We start from the raw sequence: 18,873 nt of genomic DNA on the forward strand, positions 1-18,873 counted from the left end.
GAGCCTCCCGATGCCCCACCTCCTGCGGCACCTCGACGACCTGCTCGACATCGAGTACGGCAAGCTGGGCCTGCTGGGCGCCGCCCTCGACCCCTGGCGTTGCCCGAGCGGCTACCACTACGAGGCGCCCGTCCGCCTCGAAGCCTGGGACGCCGACCCGGGCCCGCCCACCTCCTGGCTCCCGGCCCGGCAGGGCACCTTCGTGGCCGACACCGGCGTCATCCAGCCCGCCTCCACGCTGGAGAGCCCGGGCCGGCCCTTCCTGATCGGGCCGCCGCTGTTCGAGTACGGCTTCGCCGCCTACTACCGGCCGGTTCCCGACGACGAGGCCGAGAGCTGGCTGCTGCGCTTCTGGCCGATCCGCGACGTCTTCGACCCGGCCGTGCACGCGCGTCCGCTCCCGTACTTCTACCGTGGCGTCCACGGCCAGAGCGTCGACCTCTCCGAGGCCGACCTCGCCCCGCGCCCCTCGGGCGTCGCGCCTCCGGTCCCGGTCTCCGTGGCCGCCGACTGGGTCACCTCCCGCGACACCCCCGGCGGCCGTCCCCGCCTGAGACCCGGCGCCCTGCTGCCGGAAGCGGTCTACGACCTGTCCCCGGCCGCCCGCGAGGACTGGCTGCGCCGCGAGGCCGACGCCGACCGTATCGCCATGGCCCTCTGCCGGCCCGGCGACCACGTCTACACCGTCGCGGCCGACACCCACTCCCTGCCTCCCGGGGTGGCGCGCCGGCTGTGGCGCTGGGAGACCGACTACCTCGACGGGGCGCCCCCGCCGGCCGTCGACCCCACCTTCACCGCCGGCCGGCAGGTTCACGTCACCGACCCCTTCACCCGGCGGATCCTCGTCTCCGCCGTCGTCACCGTCCTGCGCACCGACCCCGACCGTGCCCGCTACGACGGCGCCTTCTACCTCGTCCGTGACGCCGAACCCCACGAGGCCGCCCGGGTCCTGTGCGCCGAGGCCTACTGGGCCGAGGACCCCGCCCACCGCGCCGCCCTGAACGCCCTGGCCCGCGACAAGATCGCCCAAGCCTGGGCCGCGCGGGAGGTGAGTGGCGGCGGGTCATGAACTACGCGTTGGCTCGTGTGGATCTCGCGGCTCCCCACGCTGAGACGGCTCCCCGCCTTGAGCCGGTTCCCGCCCTGAGACGGCTCCCCGCCTTGAGCCGGCTCCCCGCCTTGAGCCGGCTCCCCGCCTTGAGCCGGGCGCCCGCTGGCGGCGCTAGGCCGCCCGCCGGATCGGCCGCCACATGCCCACCCGGACCGCCACCCCCGGCGAGAAGTGCACCACCGGAGGATCGTCGGACAGCCCCTCCGCCAGATCCTGCCGCAGGCTGACCACCCTCGCCTGGTGCAGCGGCCACGGCCGATGCTCCACGTCGGCGCACGCCAGCACCCCGGCCACCTCGGTGTACAGCCGATACCGCTCGGTCAGGAAGGTAGCCAGCGCGTCCTTGTCCCCCAGAGCCGACCCGATCTCCACGTCCGCGTCGCACCTGGCCCCCGGCCGCCCCGGCCACCGGCGCAGCGACCGGTAACTCATCCGGTCCCCGTCCAGCCGAGCCGACATCTCCGCCCACCGATACGGCAACCAATACCCCGCCCGCCCCCCGAGCACGGCCGACAACATCCCCGCCTCCAGCGACAGGAACCACACCCCCCGCCGCCCCTGCGCATCCCGCACATAGGTCCGTACGTTCGTCTCCGGGAACCGCGCCAGCCCCGGCCGGATCGTCGTCACGAACGGCGTCACCCCCAGCCACGCCGTCCCGTCGAACGTCTCCACCTCCAGCCCGTGCGGCACCCGGAAGCGCTCGGCGGGCACGGGCCAGTGCAGGAAGCTGATGGTGGTCCACCGGTGGAACATCACCGGGAGCAGGACCTTCGGGATGTCCACCCTGGTGGCCTCCCCGAATTCGCGCAGACCATGCCGTTGGCCGGCTTTCGGCTCGGCTGTGGGTCGTCGGCGGTTGGGCGTCATCGAGGCCGGTAGCAGCATCGTTGCCCGGTCTCCACCGTGGCGCGCAGCTCCTCGCCGATCAAGTGGTCCGCTTCGGTGATGCGGGACAGTGCCCGGCGGATTGCTTTCCCGACGGCGATCCTGGCCCGTTCGCCGTCATCGGTGAATCGGCGGGCACGCCCGGCCAAACCGGTGGCCGCGGCGAGCTCCGCGACCAGCCAGTCATGTTCCAGCCGCAGTACCGCCGCCCGTTCGGCGTCGTTCAACGGATCGTGGTTGTCCAGCTCGGCCACCAGGTCCCGGAGACGGTCCTTGTACGCGCGTTCGGCCTGCTGATCCAGCACAGGCTGGGCCGACATGGGTGCCGCTGCCTCGCCGTACGGCTTGCGCAAGGTCTGGAGGGCGGTGAGGTCGAGGGCGTGGATCTCCTGCCCGGGGTTGGCGATGAGGACCGCGAGGTGTTGGAGGCCGACACTGTTGTCGACCGCCACGGTGCGTCCACCCAGCTCGATCAGCCACTGACGACCGTGCCGCCGACAACTCGCCGCGGTGACCTCACGCGGGCTCGCGGGTGGCGCGGTGACCGTACCGGGGCGCCTGGGCGGAGCGGTGACCGTACGAGGGATGACGGTGACCGTGCCGGGGCGCGTGGTTAGCATGGGCCCGCTGGGCCCGTCCCACCTCGCCAGCCACCAGCGGGTGGCGCGCCGGCTCTCCTTCGTCCAGCTCATGGGGCGGCCGCGCGCAACGTCGCCTCGATCTGCGGCCAGGGGAGTCCCGGTGGCAGGGCGACCATGGTGACATCCACGGCGGCGTCCCATGGCTTGAGCTGTTCCCGCACGTCGGCCGCTGTGCCGTAGGCAGTGAACTCGTCCAGGAGGATCTGCGCCGCGTCGGGCACCACCCCCAGCCCCCGGTTGGCGGCCGAGTTGGCGGCTCGGACGAGGTCGACCTCCGCCTCCAAGCCCTGTGAGGAGACGAGGCGTGGATAGACCTCACCCATGGCCGCCAGATAGAACGCCGTACAGGCCGCAGCGACGACACGGGCAGAATCGACATCCGCGTCAACGACAGTGAACGGCCCCGCCGCCACCGTGAGCGGCCTCGGCTGTCGAGGGGCGGCCTGGGCGTCCGCGTCGGTCCCGGTGTCCTCGGTGGTCCGGAGGGCTGCGACGGTTCGGCGGTGCCTGATCTCGGCGGCCAGCTCGCGGCAACGGTCCCGGCGCAGGTAGATCGAGGACCAGCCGTCAGCCTGCTCGGCGGCCACCCGAATGGTCTGCTCCCCGGTGGCGGCGATCCAGATCGGCAGGTCCGCAACCGCCGGCTGCCCCAGCCGTAACCCCCGCGCCGCCACCCGATCCCCCGACCCGGCCGTCTCTCCTACAGCCTCGTGAACGGCGGCCTCTCGTACGGCAGGCCGGGCCCGCCCACCCGCCAGCAGCCCCCGCACCTCGGAAGCAACCCGCCCCAACCGCTCCGCCGGCCGAGCGAAGGGCATGGCATGCCACCCCTCCACCAACCGCCGGCTACTGGCCCCCAGCCCAAGCACGAACCGCCCCCCGGAGATCTGGTGCAGTGTCGCAGCCGCCATGGCGATGGTCCCGGGCGTACGCCCCCACACCGACAACACCCCACTGGTGAGCTTGATCCGCCGCGTCCTGGTAGCGATCTCAGCCAGCAGAACGGTCGAATCCAACCCCCACCCCTCAGCCACGGAGAACACTTCATAACCAAGCTCGTCCGCCAGCACAGCCATGCGAACGATCACCTCACGCCGAACCTCCATCGGCGTCGTCGCCACGCCCCGCCGTACACCCGCCACCCCGTCACCCCCGTGAGCACGCCCGCCATCCATGCCACGAAGCTACGAGCATCCCCACCCCGGCCGAATCGGCCGTTCTACCTACGCCACGGCCCCGCCGTACCCCTCCGCCCGGAAACTACCTACGCGACAGCCGCTGCTCGCTCGCCCAAACGGCCATCTGGGCCCGGGACCGGACGCCCAGCTTGGCCCGCACATGCTCCACATGCGCGTCGACCGTCCGCACGGACACCCCCAGCACCCGGGCGATCGAGGCATTGGTCAGCCCCTCAGCGATGAGATCCACCACTTGGACCTCCCGCTCAGTGAGCCCGCCCCCACCAGAAGCCGGCCGCAACCCACCCTGATCGCCGAGAAACGCCAGGATCGTCGAGGCCGCTCCCTCGAAACCTTCGGCGTAGATCGGCTGCATCCGCCCCTCCAACGCCACGAACTGCGCCCCGGGAATCAGCGAAGCCAGCTCCCGCCCCAGCTCGAAGGGCACCGCCCGGCTACCCCGCCGATGCATGACCAGCGTCGGCGCCTGCACCTCCGACAGCAGATACCGCACATCGATGCGGTAGAACATGTCCAGCAACGCCGCAGCAGTCTCGGCCGTCGCCGCAGCCCGCTGCAGCCGCGCGAACGCGTCGGTCAGTTCAGCCGAAGCGCCAGGCAACCAGACGTCGGCGAGCACCCGCGACCCCATACCCCAGTGCGCGCCGATCAGCGACAGGATCGACTGCCTGACCGGCTCCGGCGCAAGATCCTCGCCCCGCGCGCAACTGCCGTACAAGAGCAACGACGCGACAGCGTCGGGATGGCGTACGGCATGCGCAGCCGCCACCTGCCCGCCCTCACACGACCCGAACAGGCTGTAGCGCTTGAGCCCAAGCTGCCCGATCAGCGCACCAAGCACCTCAAGCTCGGACTCAAGGGTGAACTCCGCCCGCCCCCGGTCCGACAGCCCACATCCCAGCTTGTCGTACCGGATCACCGTGTACCGCCGGGCCAGCGCCTCGACGAACCCGCGGTGAGCCGGCACATCCCAGACCAGCCCCAGATGCGACACCCAGCCCAGGAGATACACGAGCGGCGGGCCGCTGCCGACGACCGAGTAGGCGACGCGGCCACGTGGCGTGGAGGCGAACCTGACTGCCTGCTTCACCCTGACCAGCATGCCACCGGGCTCGCCCGCTGTCACAGGTCAGATGTCGCCCCGTCGCGCGGTGCGCCGGAGCGCGCTCTCGTACTGCTCGCGGTCGAACGTGAACGGCCCGAGCGCCCCAAGATCCCAACTGGCCCGATGCCCGTTGCGGAACCCCGACCAGGTGACCGTCTCCTCACCCACCTGCACCTGGGCGGTCAGCGGCCAGCACTCCCACTCCCCGCACGTGCACCCCAGCAGTACGGTGTCACCGTCGTCCAACCACTGGAGCAGGGGCCGGCCGAGGAAGTGCGTGCTGGGCCAGCAGACCTTGTCCCGCTCCGACAGACCTTTGTACGACCCGGCGAGGTCCGGCTTCCCTTCGGCGGTGGCGAAGGGCAGCTCCACGATCCGGACATGCTCCCGGAGGTCCCTCCCGTCGATCAGGATCCTGAGCGGCGGCACCATCTCGAACTGGATGACGTTCACCACCAAACCTTAGGTCAACGCGGCACCGCTATCGCAGACTGTCGCGGACGAACCGGATGAACGACACCCACTCACCCGGCCTGCCGGTGTAGCGGTAGCGCTTCAGGGTCAGGAGCAGCGTCTGCCGCAACGGATGCGGCGACTGCATGATCGCCTCGTTGCGCCGGGCGAGGCGGGTCAGCTCGTCAGGGGTGGGCGGCCGGTTGCTCTTGCGGGCGTTGCAGACGGCGTGGGCCGGCGCGAGGTTCCAGACGGCGTCGAGATCGGTCCCCTCGGAGCCGAGCAGGCGCATGAACGACCACGGGAACACGTGATCCACAGCCACCGGCTCCGCGCCGAGGATGAGCGGCTCCGCGCAGATCAGGCAGCGGCCGTGCTGGAACCCGAGGACGGCCTCGGCGACCCCGGTGACGGGCCGCCGCCGGCGCTTGTCGGTGAGCTTCGAGGTGGCCGCGTCCACCGCGAAACCCTCCGCGACCAGGCTCCGCCCGATCTCCGCGGCGAACGACAGCTCCACGATGCTCCACCGGGCGGCCAGCTCGTCGCGCAGGTTGGGCGTCTGCTCCGCCTGGGCGACGTCCCGCAGATGCGGCGTCAGGCGGACCAGACGGGCCCGCGACGGCCCGGTGACCTCGTAGAAGTGGTGGGGGATCTCCCCGCCGCCGCGCAGGTTGTGGAACTTCCGCATCACCATCGCCGGCATGGACCGGATCGCCGCCGCGAGCAGCAGCTCGGTCGGGCTGCCCTGCCGTACCGACTCCTCGGCCTCGCGCTCGGCGACGCTGAGGAAGTCGGACTCGCCCGCCACCGCGGTGGCGGGCGCCTGCGGGGCGAGCTTGAGGTGGGTGGCCAGGCTCATGCTGTACGGCACAGCCAGCTCGTCCAGCGGGATCTCGGTGCGTCCGGAGGCGGCGGCCGCCAGGAGGGCGTCGCCGAGGGCGAACTTGTAGGTCCGGGAGTTGGCGCCCATCAGCACCGCCATCCGCCAGGACGCCCGCGCGGTCGGTTCCTCGCGGAAGAACTCCGAAGCCATGCGCAGCCGCCTGTCTCGACCCGGACATGCCTAGACAAGGCTAGTCGCGATCACCGACACCCCGAAGCCCGGACTCGATAGGCTCCGCGGAGATTACGGGTCCGCTGGGACGACGAAGGGGCGCAGGCCATGGGCAAGCTGGTTCGCGACAGGATCCCGGAGATCATCCGCCGCAGCGGCGGCGACCCGGCCGTCACCGTGCTGGGCGAGACCGAGTACCGCGCGGCATTGCGGGACAAGTTGTTCGAGGAGGCCGGCGAGCTGGCCGAGGCGACGCCTGAGGAGGTCGCCGGGGAGATCGCGGACGTCCTCGAGGTCCTGCGCGCCCTGGCGGCGGTCCACGGGCATGGCTGGGCCGACATCGAGCGGGTGTCGCTGGCCAAGCGCGAAGAGCGAGGCGGCTTCACCGACCGGCTCTACCTGCGCTGACGGGGCCCTCCTCCAAGTGTGCCGTGCTCACACCGTCAGGCTGAAGCGGCGGCAGACGTGCACGCGGGCGAACTGCTCCCGCAGGGCGGGCTCCTCGGTGAGGGGCGCGTGGAGGAAGGCCGTGATGGGGCGCAGGGGCGGCCGAGGTGTGGCTATCGCTCGGATAGGTTCGGCCGGGTCGGTGTAGTAGTTGGCGTAGACGTGCAGGTAGTGGCTGTCCTCGGTGAAGCCGCGGCTGCGATACCAGGTCAGGGCCGGCGGGTCGTCCCTGGTCCAAGCGTCCAGGGTGGTGATCCCGTGGGCCGCCAGGCGGGTCCGGGCCTCGGTGAGCAGGCGGGTGGCCAGGCCGCGGCGCTGGTGGTCGGGGTGGACGGCGATGGTGTCGATGGTCGCCTGGTCGTGGTCGAGCTCGACGTCCAGGAGGGCTGCGACGTGGCCCGTGGGGTCGACGGCGACCAGCTCAAATCCGGAAATTTCTGGCTTTGCCATACGGACGTCGTCGTAGTAAGCGGTGGACAGAAAGGAGAGGGCCCGGCAGCGAAGCCAGCCGGTCTCATCAGCGGACGTATAGCCACGAACGGTGTAGGTCATCGTGATCCTCAGCAGAGCGGACGGTCAGGGCGAGGGCGCGACGATGACGGATCATGCCGACACTCTGCCCGCCGCCCCGCCCCGCCGACAACGCGATTACCGAAGCCCCCGCAAGGCCCTCGACCCCTGGGTAGCCTGGTCCGGGTGATTGATTTCGCCAACGGCTCCGTGTTCAAGCTCAACCCCTGCAGCCCGGACGAAGTCGGCCCCGCCGTGGCCCCGCTCATGCTGTACGGCGAGCAGATCGTCGCCGCCTTCAAGGCGGTCCGGGACTTCGTCGTCTTCACCGACAAGCGCATCATCGCGGTCAACGTCCAAGGTCTCACCGGTAAGAAACGCGACTTCAGCTCGCTCCCGTACTCCAAGATCCAAGCCTGGTCGATCGAGACCGCGGGATCGTTCGACCTCGATGCCGAGCTGGAGCTCTGGTACAGCGGCCTGGGCCGGGTCCGCTTCGAGTTCAAGGGCAGCTCCGACATCCTCCAGCTCGGCCACATGATCGCGAGCTTCGTGCTGTAGCTCGGGACTGCCCCGAATGTCTAAGATCGCTCCACCCCGAATTGGAGCGTTCTATGGCTATTCGCGCCCTGCTGACCACGGCCGCCCTGCTGACCCTCGTCGCCCATCCCGCCCAGGCCGCGGTCGCCGAGCCCCTCCGCATCACCAAGATCTACTACAACTCCCCAGGCTCCCCGGACTCCGGCAGCCAGGCCAGCCTGAACGGCGAGTACGTGCAGCTCAAGAACGTCAGCAAGGCGAAGATCGACCTCACCGGCTGGACGCTCCACGACAGGACCAAGGACGACGAGCACGTCTACACCTTCGACACCTTCACCCTCAAGCCCGGCCGGACCGTGAGCCTCCGCACCGGCAAGGGCAAGGACACCGCAACCACCCTGTACTGGGGCCGGGGCGGCGAAGGCACCTTCTCCTACATCTGGAACCAAAGGAGCGACACCGCCTACCTGCGCGACACCACCGGCAAACTGCGCGACTCCTGCTCGTACAACTCTCGCGCCGCCTTCAAGATCTGCTGACCGGGCTAACTTCCCCTCACGGCCGCATCGAGGATCGAGTCCAGCGCCCGCTGCGAGGTCTGCAGCTCGCTGATCCGCTCGGCGATCTGGGCGCGTTCGCGGCGTAGATCCTCGATGAAGGCCGGGCATCTGGCCGGAGCCGGCAGGACGTCCTCCTTGCGCAGGCAGTGCAGCACCCTGGCGATGACCGCCGTGGAAACCCCCGCGGCGAGCAGGGCCCGGATGTGCCGCACGGTCGCGATGTCCGCTTCGCCGTACTCGCGGTAGCCGTTACTGAGCCGGACCGGCCCGAGCAGCCCCTGCTCCTCGTAGTAGCGCAGCAGCCGCCGGTTCACTCCGGTCGCGTGGGCCAGGTCGCCGATCCGCATGCCGGTCCTCCCCTTGACCTTCACATCGATGTGACCCCTTACCGTCACGAGTATCACCGATCCAGAAATAAGGGGTATGACCATGTCAGGCGCTGTGATCATCGGTGCAGGTCCGGGCATCGGGCAGGCTGTCGCCCGCCGATTCGCCCGGGAAGGTCTGCCGATCACCCTGATCGCCCGAACCCTGCGCACACCCGACCCGGCCCTCGCCTCCAGCGGTGTACCGATCACCACCTTGCAGGCCGACAGCACCGACCAAACCGCCCTGATCGCCGCCCTCGACGAGGCCACCCGCCAGTACGGCACGCCGGACGTCGTCGTCTACAACGCCGCGATCATCCAGGCCGACGCCCCGGGCGAACTCTCCGTCGCCGGCCACATGGACGCCTGGGCCGTGAACGTCATCGGCGCCCTCAACGCCGCCGCCCACATCGCCCCCGCGATGGCCGCCCGTGGGGGTGGAACGTTCCTCATCACCGGCGGCATGCCCGAGCCCAAACCCCAGTACGTCAGCCTTTCCCTGGGCAAAGCCGCCGTCCGGACGCTGGTCACCCTGCTCGACCAGGAGTACGGCGCGGCCGGGGTGCATGTGGCGAGCGTCACCGTCGCCGGCCCGGTCGCCCCCGGCACCGACTTCGACCCGGACGACATCGCCGAACACTACTGGCACCTGCACACCCAACCCCGAGCCCACTGGACCCACGAGTCCCTGCACGCCGGCCCCTCATCGAAGCCCGGACGAGCCTGAGGGCGGGCTCACCAGGCAATCTCCTCCATACCCAGCTCCCCATCTCCCTGCCAGACCCGCTGTTGCGGCACCTCAAGCCCCCGCCGCTCACCCCGCTCAGGAACCGGCAGCCGCAGAACCGGCCGAAGATCAAGCCGCACAAGCTGCTGATCGACCTGCACGTCGGACATCCCGTCCCCGGTCGCCTTCGTCACCTCATGCCCCACCAACAACCGCTCCCCGCCCGCATCCAGCCGCATCACGACGACCTTCCCCACCGTGGCGCGATAGATCGTCCCGATCGCCGTAGGCCCGTCGTAGAGCACCAGCGACACCACCCTCTCGGCGCCCTGCTCCTCCTCCGTCGCCCAGACCGCCCGCCCACCGGCCAGCCGTACCATCCCGTAGGACGTCAGATCAGGAGGAACCGCCACCTTCCCCCGCACCCCCGTGGCGACATCCAACGTCGGCAGAAACCCACCACCCGCGATGAACTTCTCCCCGTCATCCTTCGTCCCCAACGTCCACGGCGGTTCCGCTCGCGAGGGAAACACCAGCGTCGTCTCGTCCGCCCAGAACAGCCGATACGGATCCTCCACCGGCCACTCCTCGCCCCTCCCGACAACCCCGGCGAACGAGAAGAACCGGTCATCCTCATCCACCATCGTCCGCGCATAAGCGATCTCACCCGCCGGCGATACCGCGATGCTGCGAATCACCCCCTCAACCTGCTCCGACACCGCACCCGCAACCTCCAGGCGCCCCTTGTCATCCATCTCCAGCCGATAGATCCTCGCCCGTGCCCCGCGCGGCCCGGCCCGCCCCTCCTGTGCCCTTTGCCGCACCTCCGTGGCCGCCAGATACGTGCCGGCCTCCGCCCCCCGCGCCACCGTCGTGTACGCCACGAACGCCCCATCCGGCGTAGGAACCCCACCCACCGTCTTGCCCGTGACCAGATCCACGACCACCGGAAACGCGGACCCCATCACGACGTATCGGCCGTCCTCCACCGGAGCAGGCCGCCCGTGGAGCACAACCCACGCCCCCAGCCCAACCAGAACGGCCCCAAGAAGGGCCAACAGCCACTTGGCAGATAAAACCCGCGACAACATGAGGGAGTATTTTGGCCTAAAGCGCTTGTAGCGGGTGCGGGAATCGAACCCGCCTCAAGCGGCTTATGAAACCGCCGGACACACCAGCGTCCTCACCCGCCCGGTGCTGCACCGAGCATGCGCGAACGACTGGATCACCCGCAACACCTTTCCCGGCCGCCATAAACGCTTTGATGGGGGAGCGTTCAGCCCGCTTTCATAGGGCTGCCACCTCGGCCATCCAACGCATGCTCTGGGGTCTGTCCTTCCAGCGTCACCACGGCAGCCTGGTCCTTCTCGACCGCCGCTTCGTCGACCCCAACCCTTTCGACGCCGAACCCGGGCGCCCCATCGCGCTCATCCCCGCCGACCTCACCCGTCTCACGGCTGCGGCGGCCAGACGGCTTGCCGTACCTCGACCGAGGTCCGAAGGGACCGTGCGGTGGCACACCTGGGGCCTCGACCAGGCCGTGCACGAGTGGCGGACCGGACGCGCGGACGGCTCGCGGTGGCGGACCTGGCGCCCTGCCCCTGACGTACGGCACGCAGCGGTGGAGCCCGTCGGCGGCCTCCTCACCTTCCGGGCATCCGCCTCCCTGCTCCGCTGCTGGGCCGTGTACGTGGCCACGATGGGCGACTACGTGCATGACGGCATGTCCTACACCGAACTGGACGGACCTCGCTGGGGGCCGTGTCGCTCCGACGGCGAGGTGCAGACGTTCACCGACTACCGGCAGCGCGTATCCGTGGCCAAGGTGTCGCGCCGCGAGGTGCTGGCCACGGGTCATCTGCCAGGCGGACCGGCGGAGATCCGCCCGCTGGTGTGGAGACGGAACTCCGTCGTCCGGCGCAGGCGAATCCGAGCGTCAGCGTGAACCAGCAGAAGGCCGGAAAATGAACAAGGGCCAGACTCTCAATCCAGAGAATCTGGCCCTTCACCAGGTGGAACCTGGTCGGGTGAGAGGATTTGAACCTCCGGCCCTTCGTCCCGAAGGAATCGAATACACATTCTAATCTTGTGGCGCTGGCCCTGACCTGCATCTGGAGTCCGCTGCCGTCCTGAAACACTCGGGGGTCGTCCGACCTGCGCAGACCTCACGCTGGGGGGCGCCTTCCGATGCGGGAAGGTGTCCTCGCTCAGTCCTTGAGTTCGCCCTCTGGGAGGCTCATGAGGATCATGTCGTGCCCACTTTCCGTGGCGCCGGAATGTGTCCGGGTGCGGCCTTCCTCGACGAAGCCGAGCTGCTCGTAGACCTGGATCGCGGCGGCATTCCCGTCGGCCGCCCACAGGCTGATCCTGTGGAGCCGCATCTTGTCGAAGCCATGACGGCAGATCAGACGCGTTGCCTCCGTGCCGTAGCCCTTGCCCCAGCAGTCCTTCTCGCCGATGTAGATATCGACTCCAGACGGACGTCCTCGTAGGAGTGCGCTGACGTTCCGCGTAGCCCGTGACGGTCTGCGTCACAGGGACGGGATATCCGGTTGCCATCCGAAACGGGTGAGCACCGGCAAGAACACGGCCTGGTCTTCGCCAGCAAGCCGGGACGCCTCTCGACCCGTCCCACGTCCGGCGCGACTTCCGAAACCCCATCAAGGATGCGAAGGGCGTCAACCCGGCTGAGTGGACGCCCAGGGAACTCCGCCACAGCTTCGTCTCACTGCTCTCGGACAGCGGGACCCCGCTGGAGGCAATCTCCCGCCTGGTCGGCCACAGCAGCGCCGCCGCGGCCGAAGCGGTCTACCGCAAGCAGATCCGTCCTGTGCTCCAAGGCGGGGCCGTGGTGATGGACCGAATCTTCGGAGGGAGGGGGAGAGAGATCAATCGCTGAACCCACTTCTGGGATGTCTTCCAGAATGGGTCAGTGGGACAGGTCCGTGAGATCCCAGACCCGGACGCTGCCGTCGCTGCCGCCGGAGACAGCGATTGGCTTACCTTTGAGCATGGTTATGGCGAGCCCGGTGACGGCACCGTGATGACCGGAAAAAGGTGGCAGGAGCGGTTCCATCGTCCGCGGATCCCACACGATCACCGTTCCATCGTCGTGCCCGGTCGCCAGCACTGTACGGGACCCCACCCTTGTGACGATCATGGCCGTGGAGCGGATTCGCAGGGCCTTGCCGTACAGCATGCCTGTCGTGGCGTCCCATAGCCGGATGCTGCCCCAGTCAGGGGCGTACCTACGCCGGGAGAAGATGATGGTCCTGCCGTCGACATGACCGATCGCCAGGGATTCGGCCTCGCCGTCGATGGTGATCGGATTGCCGATCGGTTGGCCGCTGGCCGCGTTCCACAGTCGTACGTGCTTGCCGGTGGCGGTCGCGATGACCTGGCCGCCGGGCGGGCTCCCGATTGCGACGGTCTTCGCTCCGCTCGCGCCGTTGATCGGGCGGGGAAAACCATCCCCCGAGAGGTCCCAGAGCATGGTCTGGTCGCCCTCGATCGGGGCGGCGACGAGGGATCGCTCCGTGGCGAGTTGAGCACCTCCGCCAGGAGGCAGGGCGATGGTCTCGGATATGGCCACTCGCTTGCCTGTCGCCGTGTCGCGGACTGTAAGGCCGTCGATGTCGGCGTAGACGATGACCGACTTTCCATTGCGCGTGGCCGTAGCCACGGGCGCGTCCTCGACGCACGCGCAGGAGATCGGCGTCCGGAATGGCTTGTGGGTGGCTAAGTCCCACATGTTGATCGTGTCGTCGTGGCCAGCGGTTACAACGATGGTCTTGCCCTGAACCCTGGCTACCGCCAGGGAAGCTACACTCCCGCCGCCGCCAAAGATCGGCTTCCCGAGTTGCTTGCCTGTGTGCAGGTTCCAGACCGTCACTGTCGCGTCGTCATCGCTGATCACCAGGATCGGTGTCGTGCCGTTCATGCCTACGGCCATGACGTGGTCCAGAAGGTCGTCGCTGTCCCAGCCGTGGCCGATGATTTCGCCGGTGGCCAGGTCGGTGACTCGTAGAGTGCTGTTTCCGCCCAAGATCGTGACAGTTCGCCCGCCAAGTTCGCGCAATTCGATGGGCGCGAACTTGCCCTCGTGCTGCACCTCGGTGACGACGCCGGTGGTTAGGTCCCAGCGTTCCATCCGGCCGTTGAAGTCGCCGTCCGAACCGGTGATCACGGCGACGCCGTCCTGGATGCCGATGCTGGAGATGTATTCGATCGATGCAACCTTGCCGGAGGCCAGGGCTTTGCCAGTTCCGAGGTCCCAGGAGTGGAGACCCCCGTCGTCGTCCCCGGTGATGGCTACGGTGCGTCCGCCTACGTTGCCGATTGCCCCGTCCCAAGGTTCGGCCCCTTGCCCCTCCAATGGGGCGCCTACGGCCTGGCCGGACGCCAGATTCCAGAGTTGGATGTCGGAGTATTCACCTTCGGTGAGTGCGACACGCGCGCCGTCCAGCATGCCGACGGCCAGCAGGTTGGTGTCGAGCGTCTTGGTCGTCATGGGCGGGGTCAACGGGCGGCGCGCGCCGAGATCCCACGCGCGCAACGTGCCACCGCTCACGACCGCGATGTCCTTGCCGTCCCAGTGGTGCAACTCGACGTGGTTCACTCGACCCTGGCCTGTGCGGATTGGTTCCCCGATCAGCTTGTGCGTGGCGAAGTCCCAGATGCGCAGCAGGCCGTCACTTCCGCCAGTGACGATCACCGGCTTGTCGTTCACAGTGCCAATCGCCGGGAATACGAACCGGTCGCTGTGGCCGTACATTGCAGGCCCAAGCTGACGACCAGGCGCTGGTGCCGGATACTCGGTGATCTCCGCGATCGTGGGCGAGGGCGACGGCCTAGATGCACCTTGAAGATCAGCGCTGCAGGCGGTCGCAACCAATATGAGCGCAGCCGTGAGCGCCCTCATCGATGCCACCTGAACCCTCCCCAAGACAGCATGCCGGTCACATCGCTATCTAGCGGGCCATTCTTCCGGTGGCACGGCTGGTGGATCAACGGTGGGGAGAGCCCTCGCCTGTGGTGCCGTGACTGCTTTGAACCTGCCGCCTCTTCGTCCAAGAGGCGCGTCCCCTACCATCTCAGCCCTGGCCTGACGGTCCTGGTCACGCAGTTAGTCACTCAGGCAACCAAAAAGGGCACCTTCGATTTCTCGAAAGTGCCCTTGACTGGGAAAACCCAGTCGGGGTGAGAGGATTTGAACCTCCGGCCTCTTCGTCCCGAACGAAGCGCGCTGCCAAGCTGCGCTACACCCCGGTGCACTCCGCTTGCGGCGTGCTTGGAAAAGTCTAGCGGACTTCCCAGGTGCTTGTGACCGTCAGCGGCGGGGGACGAGGGTGAGGAGGGAGGCCTCGGGGAAGCAGGCGAAGCGGGCCGGGGCGTAGGGGGAGGTGCCAAGGCCGGCGGAGACGTGGAGGAAGGCGGAGTCGTGCCTGCTCAGGCCCTTGACGCGAGCACGGTCGATGCCACAGTTGGTGACAAGGGCGCCGTAGAAGGGGATGCAGAGCTGGCCGCCGTGGGTGTGGCCGGCGAGGAGCAATTGGTAGCCGTCGTCGGCGAAACGGGTCATGTTGCGGGGCTCGGGGGAGTGCATGACGCCCAGGCGGAGGTCGGCGTCGGCGGGGGCCGGGCCGGCGACGAGGTCGTAGCGGTCACGGTCGATGTGCGAGTCGTGGATGCCGGCGACGGCGACGTCGAGGTCACCGACCTTGAGACGGGCGGTGGTGTTGTTCATGTCGAGCCAGCCCTCGGCGGACATGCCGGCGCCGAGCTCGCGCCAGGGAAGGCTGGGGACGTGCTGGCGCTTGTCGGTGCGCGAAGTACGCCAGAGGTAGCGCAACGGGTTCTTGGGCTTGGGAGCGTACAGATCGTTGGATCCGTACACGAAGAGCCCAGGACGCGTCAGGAGGGGCTCCAGGGCGTACAGGAGCGACGGGACGGCGTCGGGGTGGGCGAGGGAGTCGCCGGTGTTGACGACGAGGTCGGGCTCCAGGGCGCCGAGGGACCGGACCCAGTTGATCAACATGGTACGGCGAGGCGTCAGGTGGAGGTCCGAGATGTGCAGGATGCGCACCGGGCGCTGGCGCGGCTCGAGCACCGGGACGTCGAACCGGCGCAGCCGGAAGGCGTTGCGCTCGATGACGGACGCGTAGCCCAGTCCGGCCACGCCGAGACCGAGCAGGGACAGGGGCACAGCCACAGCTTTCCTCACCTGTTCATCATGCCCGAAGTGGAGACGGCAAGATGGAGCGCATGAGCGCATTGAAGGACAAGCTGAAGGCCGACCTGTCGGCTTCGATGAAGAACCGGGACGAAGTCCGTCTCCGGACGATCCGGATGGCCCTGGCGGCGGTGAACGTGGAGGAGGTCGCCGGGAAGACGGCCAGGGAGCTGTCGGACGACGAGATCCTCAAGGTGCTGACCAAGGAGGCGAAGAAGCGGCGGGAGGCCGCTGAGGCGTTCTCCAACGCCGGGCGGACCGAGCAGGCGCAGGCGGAGCTCGACGAGCAGGCGGTGCTGGAGGAGTACCTGCCGGCGCAGCTCTCGGACGAGGAGCTGTACCGGCTCGTGGACGAGGCGATCGCGGAGTCGGGGGCCGCAGGGCCGCAGGCCATGGGGCAGGTCATGAAGGTGGTCAACCCGAAGGTGGCCGGACGGGCCGAGGGGGGCCGGGTGGCCCAGGCCGTCCGCACCCGCCTGGCCGGCTGACCACAGGCGCACAGCCAAGCGCGCCGGTCACCGGAGGACGCGGCCTCCGCCCCGGCGACAGGGCGGGGGCCTGGAGCGGCCAACCTGGAGGCCGGGTGGCCCCCAAGAGGCCAAGGGCCCCGAGAGGCTCGGGGCCCCAACGGGCCGGGGCCCCAACGGGCCGGGGCCCCAACGGGCCGGAGCCCCGAGAGGTCAGGGGCTCCCGGCAGCCGAGGGCTACCGGGAGAACCGGCTAGCGGCCCGGGGTGATGGGGCCGGCGTCGCCGCCGCCGTCACCGTCCGGGTCCTCGAAGATGTCCCCCCAAGGCCCGTCCCCGTCGTCGCCCCCGGGACCGCCGTCACCGCCGTCCCCGTCGCCACGGTCGTTCCTGTCCTTCTTGGGCTTCTTCGGCGCACAGAAGTCGCTGCACCCGCCGAACCGCTCGGTGTTGACCGGGAAGAACGACGTCTTGTCGGTGTTCTTGAGCGCCGCCGCCATGGAGTCCCGCCAGATCGGCCCGGCGATCGAGGAGCCGTACACGTACGGGTAGTGCTGCCCGCCGATGGTCACCCCGATGAGGTCGTGCTGGAAGGCGCCCCGGGGGTCGCCGACGCTGATCGCGGAGGCGAGGTCGGGGGTGTACCCGGCGAACCAGGCGGCGGTGTAGGCGTCGGTGGTGCCGGTCTTGCCGGCTGCGTCGCGGCCGATGCCGCCGACCTGGGACATGGTGCCCTTGGTGAACACCCCGGACAGCACCGCGTTCACCGCGTCGGCGACCTCCTCGTCGAGGACGTCCTTGCACTTGTTGCCGAACTTCTTGACCTTGCCGTCGCGGTCGGTGATCGAGGCGATGGCCTTGGGCCGGCAGTAGCGGCCGCGGGCGGCGAAGACGGCGTAGGAGTTGGCCACGGTGACCGGGTCCATCTCGTTGACGCCGAGGGTGAAGGTCGGCACCTCGTCGAGCTTGGCGCCGTCGGCGCGCTTGACGCCGAGCTTCTTGGCCATCTCGACGGTCTCGCAGAGCCCGACCTGCTCCTCGAGCTTCATGAAGAAGGTGTTGACCGAGCCCCAGGTGCCCGTTTCGAGGGTCTTGAAGCCGCCGCCGCCCTCGCTGGAGTTGAAGACCTGGTGCGGCTCGCCCGCGCCGGTGGGCTTGCCGGCGCAGGTCTTGAGCTTGTTGTTCGGGTACGGGTCGACCGTGTAGGTGCGTCCGGTGTTGTTGCCGTCGCCCATCTTCATGCCGGCTTCCAGGGCCGCGGCCAGGGTGTAGGCCTTGGCGGTGGAGCCCTGCTGGAAGCCGCGGCCGCCGCCGTGCTTCTTGTCGGCGACGACGTTGTAGCTGATCTCGTTCTTCTTCGCGCTGCGGCCGAAGCGGCGGGAGGCGGCCATGGCGCGGATCTCGCCGGTTCCCGGGACGATCATCGCCTGGGAGGCGACCGGCTTGTCCTTGGTCGAGACGTACCGGCGGATGGCCTTCTCCGACGCCTTCTGCATCGCCGGGTCGAGCGTGCTGTGGATGGTGATGCCGCCGGCGTTCAGGAAGTCGAGGCGCTCCTTCTCCGTCTTGCCGAAGTCCTCGTTGTCGACGATCTCGTTCTTGACGTAGAAGCAGAAGTACGGGTACTTGCTCTCCTCGCAGCCGCCCGGGATGCGGGTGTTCTTGTAGCCCAGCGGGAGCTTCTTGGCCTCGTCCGCCTGGGGCTGGGTGACCGCCGCCTTCAGGGACTTCGCGCGCAGGACCATCGTGTCGAGCACGAGGTTGCGCCGCTCCAGCAGGCGGGCCTTGGCGTCGTTGCCGAGGGTCGGGTCGGTGGAGACCGGCTTCTGCACGGCGGCGGCCAGTGTGGCCGCCTGCACGAGGGTGAGCTTGGCCGCGGTGGTGCCGAAGAAGCGCTTGGCGGCGGCCTCGATGCCGTGCGCGCCCGCGCCGAAGTAGGCGATGTTGAGGTACTTCTCCAGGATCTGGTCCTTGGTGTACTTCTCCTCGATCGCCATGGCGTAGCGCAGCTCGTTGAGCTTGCGGGAGAGCGTCGGCGCGATGGCGGCCTGGTGCTCGGCGTCGGTGGTGGCCTTGTTGACCAGCACCTGCTTGACGTACTGCTGGGTGATCGACGAACCACCCTGCACGACGCCGCCGCCGCCGATGTTCTTGAGCAGGGCTCGGGCGGTGCCCTCGATGTCGATCGGGCCGTGCTCGTAGAAGCGGTAGTCCTCGATCGCGATGATCGCGTCCTGCATGACCGGGGCGATCTGGTCGAGCCGTACCGGAATGCGGTACTCGTCGTAGAACTGACCGATCTGCTTGCCGTTCACATCGTTCAGTACGGCCAGCATCTTGAGCGGCGGCTCGTCGAGGTTCTCCGGCTTGAGGTTGAGCGCCTCGGTGCCGGTTTTGACCGTGAGCCCGGCGCCGCCGACGGCGGGCAGGGCGACCGCGGCGGCGAGCACGCCGGCGATGCCGCCGGCGAGAAGCAGCCGCGCGACGCTGACGACGGGGTTCGCACGATCTTTGCCCTGAGCTTGCACGGAACCTAGGTTACGTCGAAAGGGTGTCCTTATCGGTAACTGAA

At 68.9% G+C, this 18,873-nt stretch carries 20 protein-coding genes, 2 tRNA genes and 1 pseudogene; 8 read left to right on the forward strand and 15 right to left on the reverse strand.

Annotated features, from left to right (window positions below):
* The first annotated feature begins 10 nt into the window (after positions 1-10).
* Positions 11-1,069 (forward strand): hypothetical protein, encoded by a 1,059-nt coding sequence (locus ACIBG7_RS30235; RefSeq protein ID WP_397338416.1) that lies wholly within the window; start codon positions 11-13, stop codon positions 1,067-1,069.
* A 153-nt stretch (positions 1,070-1,222) separates the two neighbouring features.
* Here ACIBG7_RS30235 and ACIBG7_RS30240 read toward each other — a convergent pair whose 3' ends face one another.
* From ACIBG7_RS30240 to ACIBG7_RS30265, 6 genes are all read right to left on the reverse strand, one after another.
* On the reverse strand, positions 1,223-1,897 hold the full coding sequence (locus ACIBG7_RS30240; RefSeq protein WP_397338417.1) for a YqjF family protein: 675 nt from the start codon (positions 1,895-1,897) through the stop codon (positions 1,223-1,225).
* 80 nt (positions 1,898-1,977) lie between these two features.
* Entirely contained in the window at positions 1,978-2,451 is a 474-nt protein-coding gene (locus ACIBG7_RS30245) for a hypothetical protein (protein ID WP_397338418.1), read from the reverse strand.
* Between the two features lie 236 nt (positions 2,452-2,687).
* The gene (locus ACIBG7_RS30250; protein WP_397338419.1) at positions 2,688-3,815 is read right to left on the reverse strand and encodes an LLM class flavin-dependent oxidoreductase; all 1,128 of its coding nucleotides are present in this window, start codon (positions 3,813-3,815) and stop codon (positions 2,688-2,690) included.
* Positions 3,816-3,900: 85 nt separating this feature from the next.
* On the reverse strand, positions 3,901-4,929 hold the full coding sequence (locus tag ACIBG7_RS30255; protein ID WP_397338421.1) for an alpha/beta fold hydrolase: 1,029 nt from the start codon (positions 4,927-4,929) through the stop codon (positions 3,901-3,903).
* A gap of 39 nt (positions 4,930-4,968) precedes the next feature.
* A complete protein-coding gene (locus ACIBG7_RS30260) occupies positions 4,969-5,397 on the reverse strand; it encodes a hypothetical protein (protein ID WP_357919463.1) in 429 nt (142 codons plus the stop codon).
* A 28-nt stretch (positions 5,398-5,425) separates the two neighbouring features.
* A complete protein-coding gene (locus tag ACIBG7_RS30265; RefSeq protein WP_397338422.1) occupies positions 5,426-6,430 on the reverse strand; it encodes an HNH endonuclease in 1,005 nt (334 codons plus the stop codon).
* A gap of 129 nt (positions 6,431-6,559) precedes the next feature.
* Between ACIBG7_RS30265 and ACIBG7_RS30270 the strand changes: the two genes are divergently transcribed.
* Positions 6,560-6,859 carry a hypothetical protein gene (locus tag ACIBG7_RS30270; RefSeq protein WP_397338423.1) on the forward strand — a complete coding sequence of 100 codons (300 nt, stop codon included), beginning with the start codon at positions 6,560-6,562 and terminating at the stop codon, positions 6,857-6,859.
* Positions 6,860-6,886: 27 nt separating this feature from the next.
* On the opposite strand, the gene ACIBG7_RS30275 is transcribed toward ACIBG7_RS30270, so the two are convergent.
* Positions 6,887-7,348, reverse strand: coding sequence for a GNAT family N-acetyltransferase (locus tag ACIBG7_RS30275; protein ID WP_397338424.1), 462 nt, complete (start codon positions 7,346-7,348; stop codon positions 6,887-6,889).
* A gap of 246 nt (positions 7,349-7,594) precedes the next feature.
* Between ACIBG7_RS30275 and ACIBG7_RS30280 the strand changes: the two genes are divergently transcribed.
* Both ACIBG7_RS30280 and ACIBG7_RS30285 read left to right on the forward strand, forming a co-directional pair.
* A complete protein-coding gene (locus ACIBG7_RS30280) occupies positions 7,595-7,969 on the forward strand; it encodes a PH domain-containing protein (protein WP_397338425.1) in 375 nt (124 codons plus the stop codon).
* A 53-nt stretch (positions 7,970-8,022) separates the two neighbouring features.
* On the forward strand, positions 8,023-8,487 hold the full coding sequence (locus ACIBG7_RS30285; protein WP_397338426.1) for a lamin tail domain-containing protein: 465 nt from the start codon (positions 8,023-8,025) through the stop codon (positions 8,485-8,487).
* A gap of 5 nt (positions 8,488-8,492) precedes the next feature.
* Here the strand turns inward: ACIBG7_RS30285 and ACIBG7_RS30290 are convergent, their stop codons facing one another.
* Positions 8,493-8,855 carry a MerR family transcriptional regulator gene (locus tag ACIBG7_RS30290; protein ID WP_397338427.1) on the reverse strand — a complete coding sequence of 121 codons (363 nt, stop codon included), beginning with the start codon at positions 8,853-8,855 and terminating at the stop codon, positions 8,493-8,495.
* A gap of 82 nt (positions 8,856-8,937) precedes the next feature.
* On the opposite strand from ACIBG7_RS30290, the gene ACIBG7_RS30295 reads away from it, so the two are divergent.
* Positions 8,938-9,603, forward strand: a complete 666-nt coding sequence (locus ACIBG7_RS30295) for an SDR family NAD(P)-dependent oxidoreductase (RefSeq protein ID WP_397338428.1) — start codon at positions 8,938-8,940, stop codon at positions 9,601-9,603.
* An 8-nt stretch (positions 9,604-9,611) separates the two neighbouring features.
* Here the strand turns inward: ACIBG7_RS30295 and ACIBG7_RS30300 are convergent, their stop codons facing one another.
* Together ACIBG7_RS30300 and ACIBG7_RS30305 are read right to left on the reverse strand one after the other, a co-directional pair.
* Positions 9,612-10,592, reverse strand: coding sequence for a hypothetical protein (locus tag ACIBG7_RS30300; RefSeq protein WP_397338429.1), 981 nt, complete (start codon positions 10,590-10,592; stop codon positions 9,612-9,614).
* A gap of 130 nt (positions 10,593-10,722) precedes the next feature.
* A tRNA-Met gene (locus ACIBG7_RS30305) sits at positions 10,723-10,795 on the reverse strand.
* Between the two features lie 126 nt (positions 10,796-10,921).
* Here ACIBG7_RS30305 and ACIBG7_RS30310 point away from each other — a divergent pair.
* A complete protein-coding gene (locus ACIBG7_RS30310) occupies positions 10,922-11,548 on the forward strand; it encodes a hypothetical protein (RefSeq protein ID WP_397338431.1) in 627 nt (208 codons plus the stop codon).
* A gap of 262 nt (positions 11,549-11,810) precedes the next feature.
* On the opposite strand, the gene ACIBG7_RS30315 is transcribed toward ACIBG7_RS30310, so the two are convergent.
* The gene (locus ACIBG7_RS30315) at positions 11,811-12,068 is read right to left on the reverse strand and encodes a GNAT family N-acetyltransferase (protein WP_397338592.1); all 258 of its coding nucleotides are present in this window, start codon (positions 12,066-12,068) and stop codon (positions 11,811-11,813) included.
* A 152-nt stretch (positions 12,069-12,220) separates the two neighbouring features.
* On the opposite strand from ACIBG7_RS30315, the pseudogene ACIBG7_RS30320 reads away from it, so the two are divergent.
* Positions 12,221-12,502 (forward strand): annotated as a pseudogene (locus tag ACIBG7_RS30320) (tyrosine-type recombinase/integrase); the annotation flags it as partial.
* Positions 12,503-12,532: 30 nt separating this feature from the next.
* Here the strand turns inward: ACIBG7_RS30320 and ACIBG7_RS30325 are convergent.
* The 3 genes from ACIBG7_RS30325 to ACIBG7_RS30335 all read right to left on the reverse strand — a co-directional run bounded on the left by ACIBG7_RS30325 (position 12,533) and on the right by ACIBG7_RS30335 (position 15,808).
* On the reverse strand, positions 12,533-14,332 hold the full coding sequence (locus tag ACIBG7_RS30325) for a WD40 repeat domain-containing protein (RefSeq protein WP_397338432.1): 1,800 nt from the start codon (positions 14,330-14,332) through the stop codon (positions 12,533-12,535).
* A 465-nt stretch (positions 14,333-14,797) separates the two neighbouring features.
* A tRNA-Pro gene (locus ACIBG7_RS30330) sits at positions 14,798-14,871 on the reverse strand.
* 61 nt (positions 14,872-14,932) lie between these two features.
* Entirely contained in the window at positions 14,933-15,808 is an 876-nt protein-coding gene (locus ACIBG7_RS30335; RefSeq protein WP_357920377.1) for a metallophosphoesterase, read from the reverse strand.
* Between the two features lie 59 nt (positions 15,809-15,867).
* Here ACIBG7_RS30335 and ACIBG7_RS30340 point away from each other — a divergent pair, with 59 nt between their 5' ends.
* A complete protein-coding gene (locus ACIBG7_RS30340) occupies positions 15,868-16,323 on the forward strand; it encodes a GatB/YqeY domain-containing protein (protein WP_357919490.1) in 456 nt (151 codons plus the stop codon).
* Positions 16,324-16,555: 232 nt separating this feature from the next.
* On the opposite strand, the gene ACIBG7_RS30345 is transcribed toward ACIBG7_RS30340, so the two are convergent.
* Positions 16,556-18,829, reverse strand: a complete 2,274-nt coding sequence (locus ACIBG7_RS30345; RefSeq protein ID WP_357919493.1) for a transglycosylase domain-containing protein — start codon at positions 18,827-18,829, stop codon at positions 16,556-16,558.
* Positions 18,830-18,873: the final 44 nt, after the last annotated feature.

It is taken from the genome of Nonomuraea sp. NPDC050328, from assembly GCF_044459405.1.
Taxonomy (GTDB): Bacteria; Actinomycetota; Actinomycetes; order Streptosporangiales; family Streptosporangiaceae; genus Nonomuraea.

What these genes read in the sequence shown, in the direction of transcription:
- ACIBG7_RS30235 (WP_397338416.1), top strand. Translation starts at nt 11, where the DNA reads ATGCCCCACCTCCTGCGGCACCTCGACGACCTGCTCGACATCGAGTAC.
- ACIBG7_RS30250 (WP_397338419.1), bottom strand. Translation starts at nt 3,815, where the DNA reads ATGGATGGCGGGCGTGCTCACGGGGGTGACGGGGTGGCGGGTGTACGG.
- ACIBG7_RS30265 (WP_397338422.1), bottom strand. Translation starts at nt 6,430, where the DNA reads ATGGCTTCGGAGTTCTTCCGCGAGGAACCGACCGCGCGGGCGTCCTGG.
- ACIBG7_RS30270 (WP_397338423.1), top strand. Translation starts at nt 6,560, where the DNA reads ATGGGCAAGCTGGTTCGCGACAGGATCCCGGAGATCATCCGCCGCAGC.
- ACIBG7_RS30275 (WP_397338424.1), bottom strand. Translation starts at nt 7,348, where the DNA reads ATGGCAAAGCCAGAAATTTCCGGATTTGAGCTGGTCGCCGTCGACCCC.
- ACIBG7_RS30285 (WP_397338426.1), top strand. Translation starts at nt 8,023, where the DNA reads ATGGCTATTCGCGCCCTGCTGACCACGGCCGCCCTGCTGACCCTCGTC.
- ACIBG7_RS30290 (WP_397338427.1), bottom strand. Translation starts at nt 8,855, where the DNA reads ATGCGGATCGGCGACCTGGCCCACGCGACCGGAGTGAACCGGCGGCTG.
- ACIBG7_RS30295 (WP_397338428.1), top strand. Translation starts at nt 8,938, where the DNA reads ATGTCAGGCGCTGTGATCATCGGTGCAGGTCCGGGCATCGGGCAGGCT.
- ACIBG7_RS30310 (WP_397338431.1), top strand. Translation starts at nt 10,922, where the DNA reads ATGCTCTGGGGTCTGTCCTTCCAGCGTCACCACGGCAGCCTGGTCCTT.
- ACIBG7_RS30340 (WP_357919490.1), top strand. Translation starts at nt 15,868, where the DNA reads ATGAGCGCATTGAAGGACAAGCTGAAGGCCGACCTGTCGGCTTCGATG.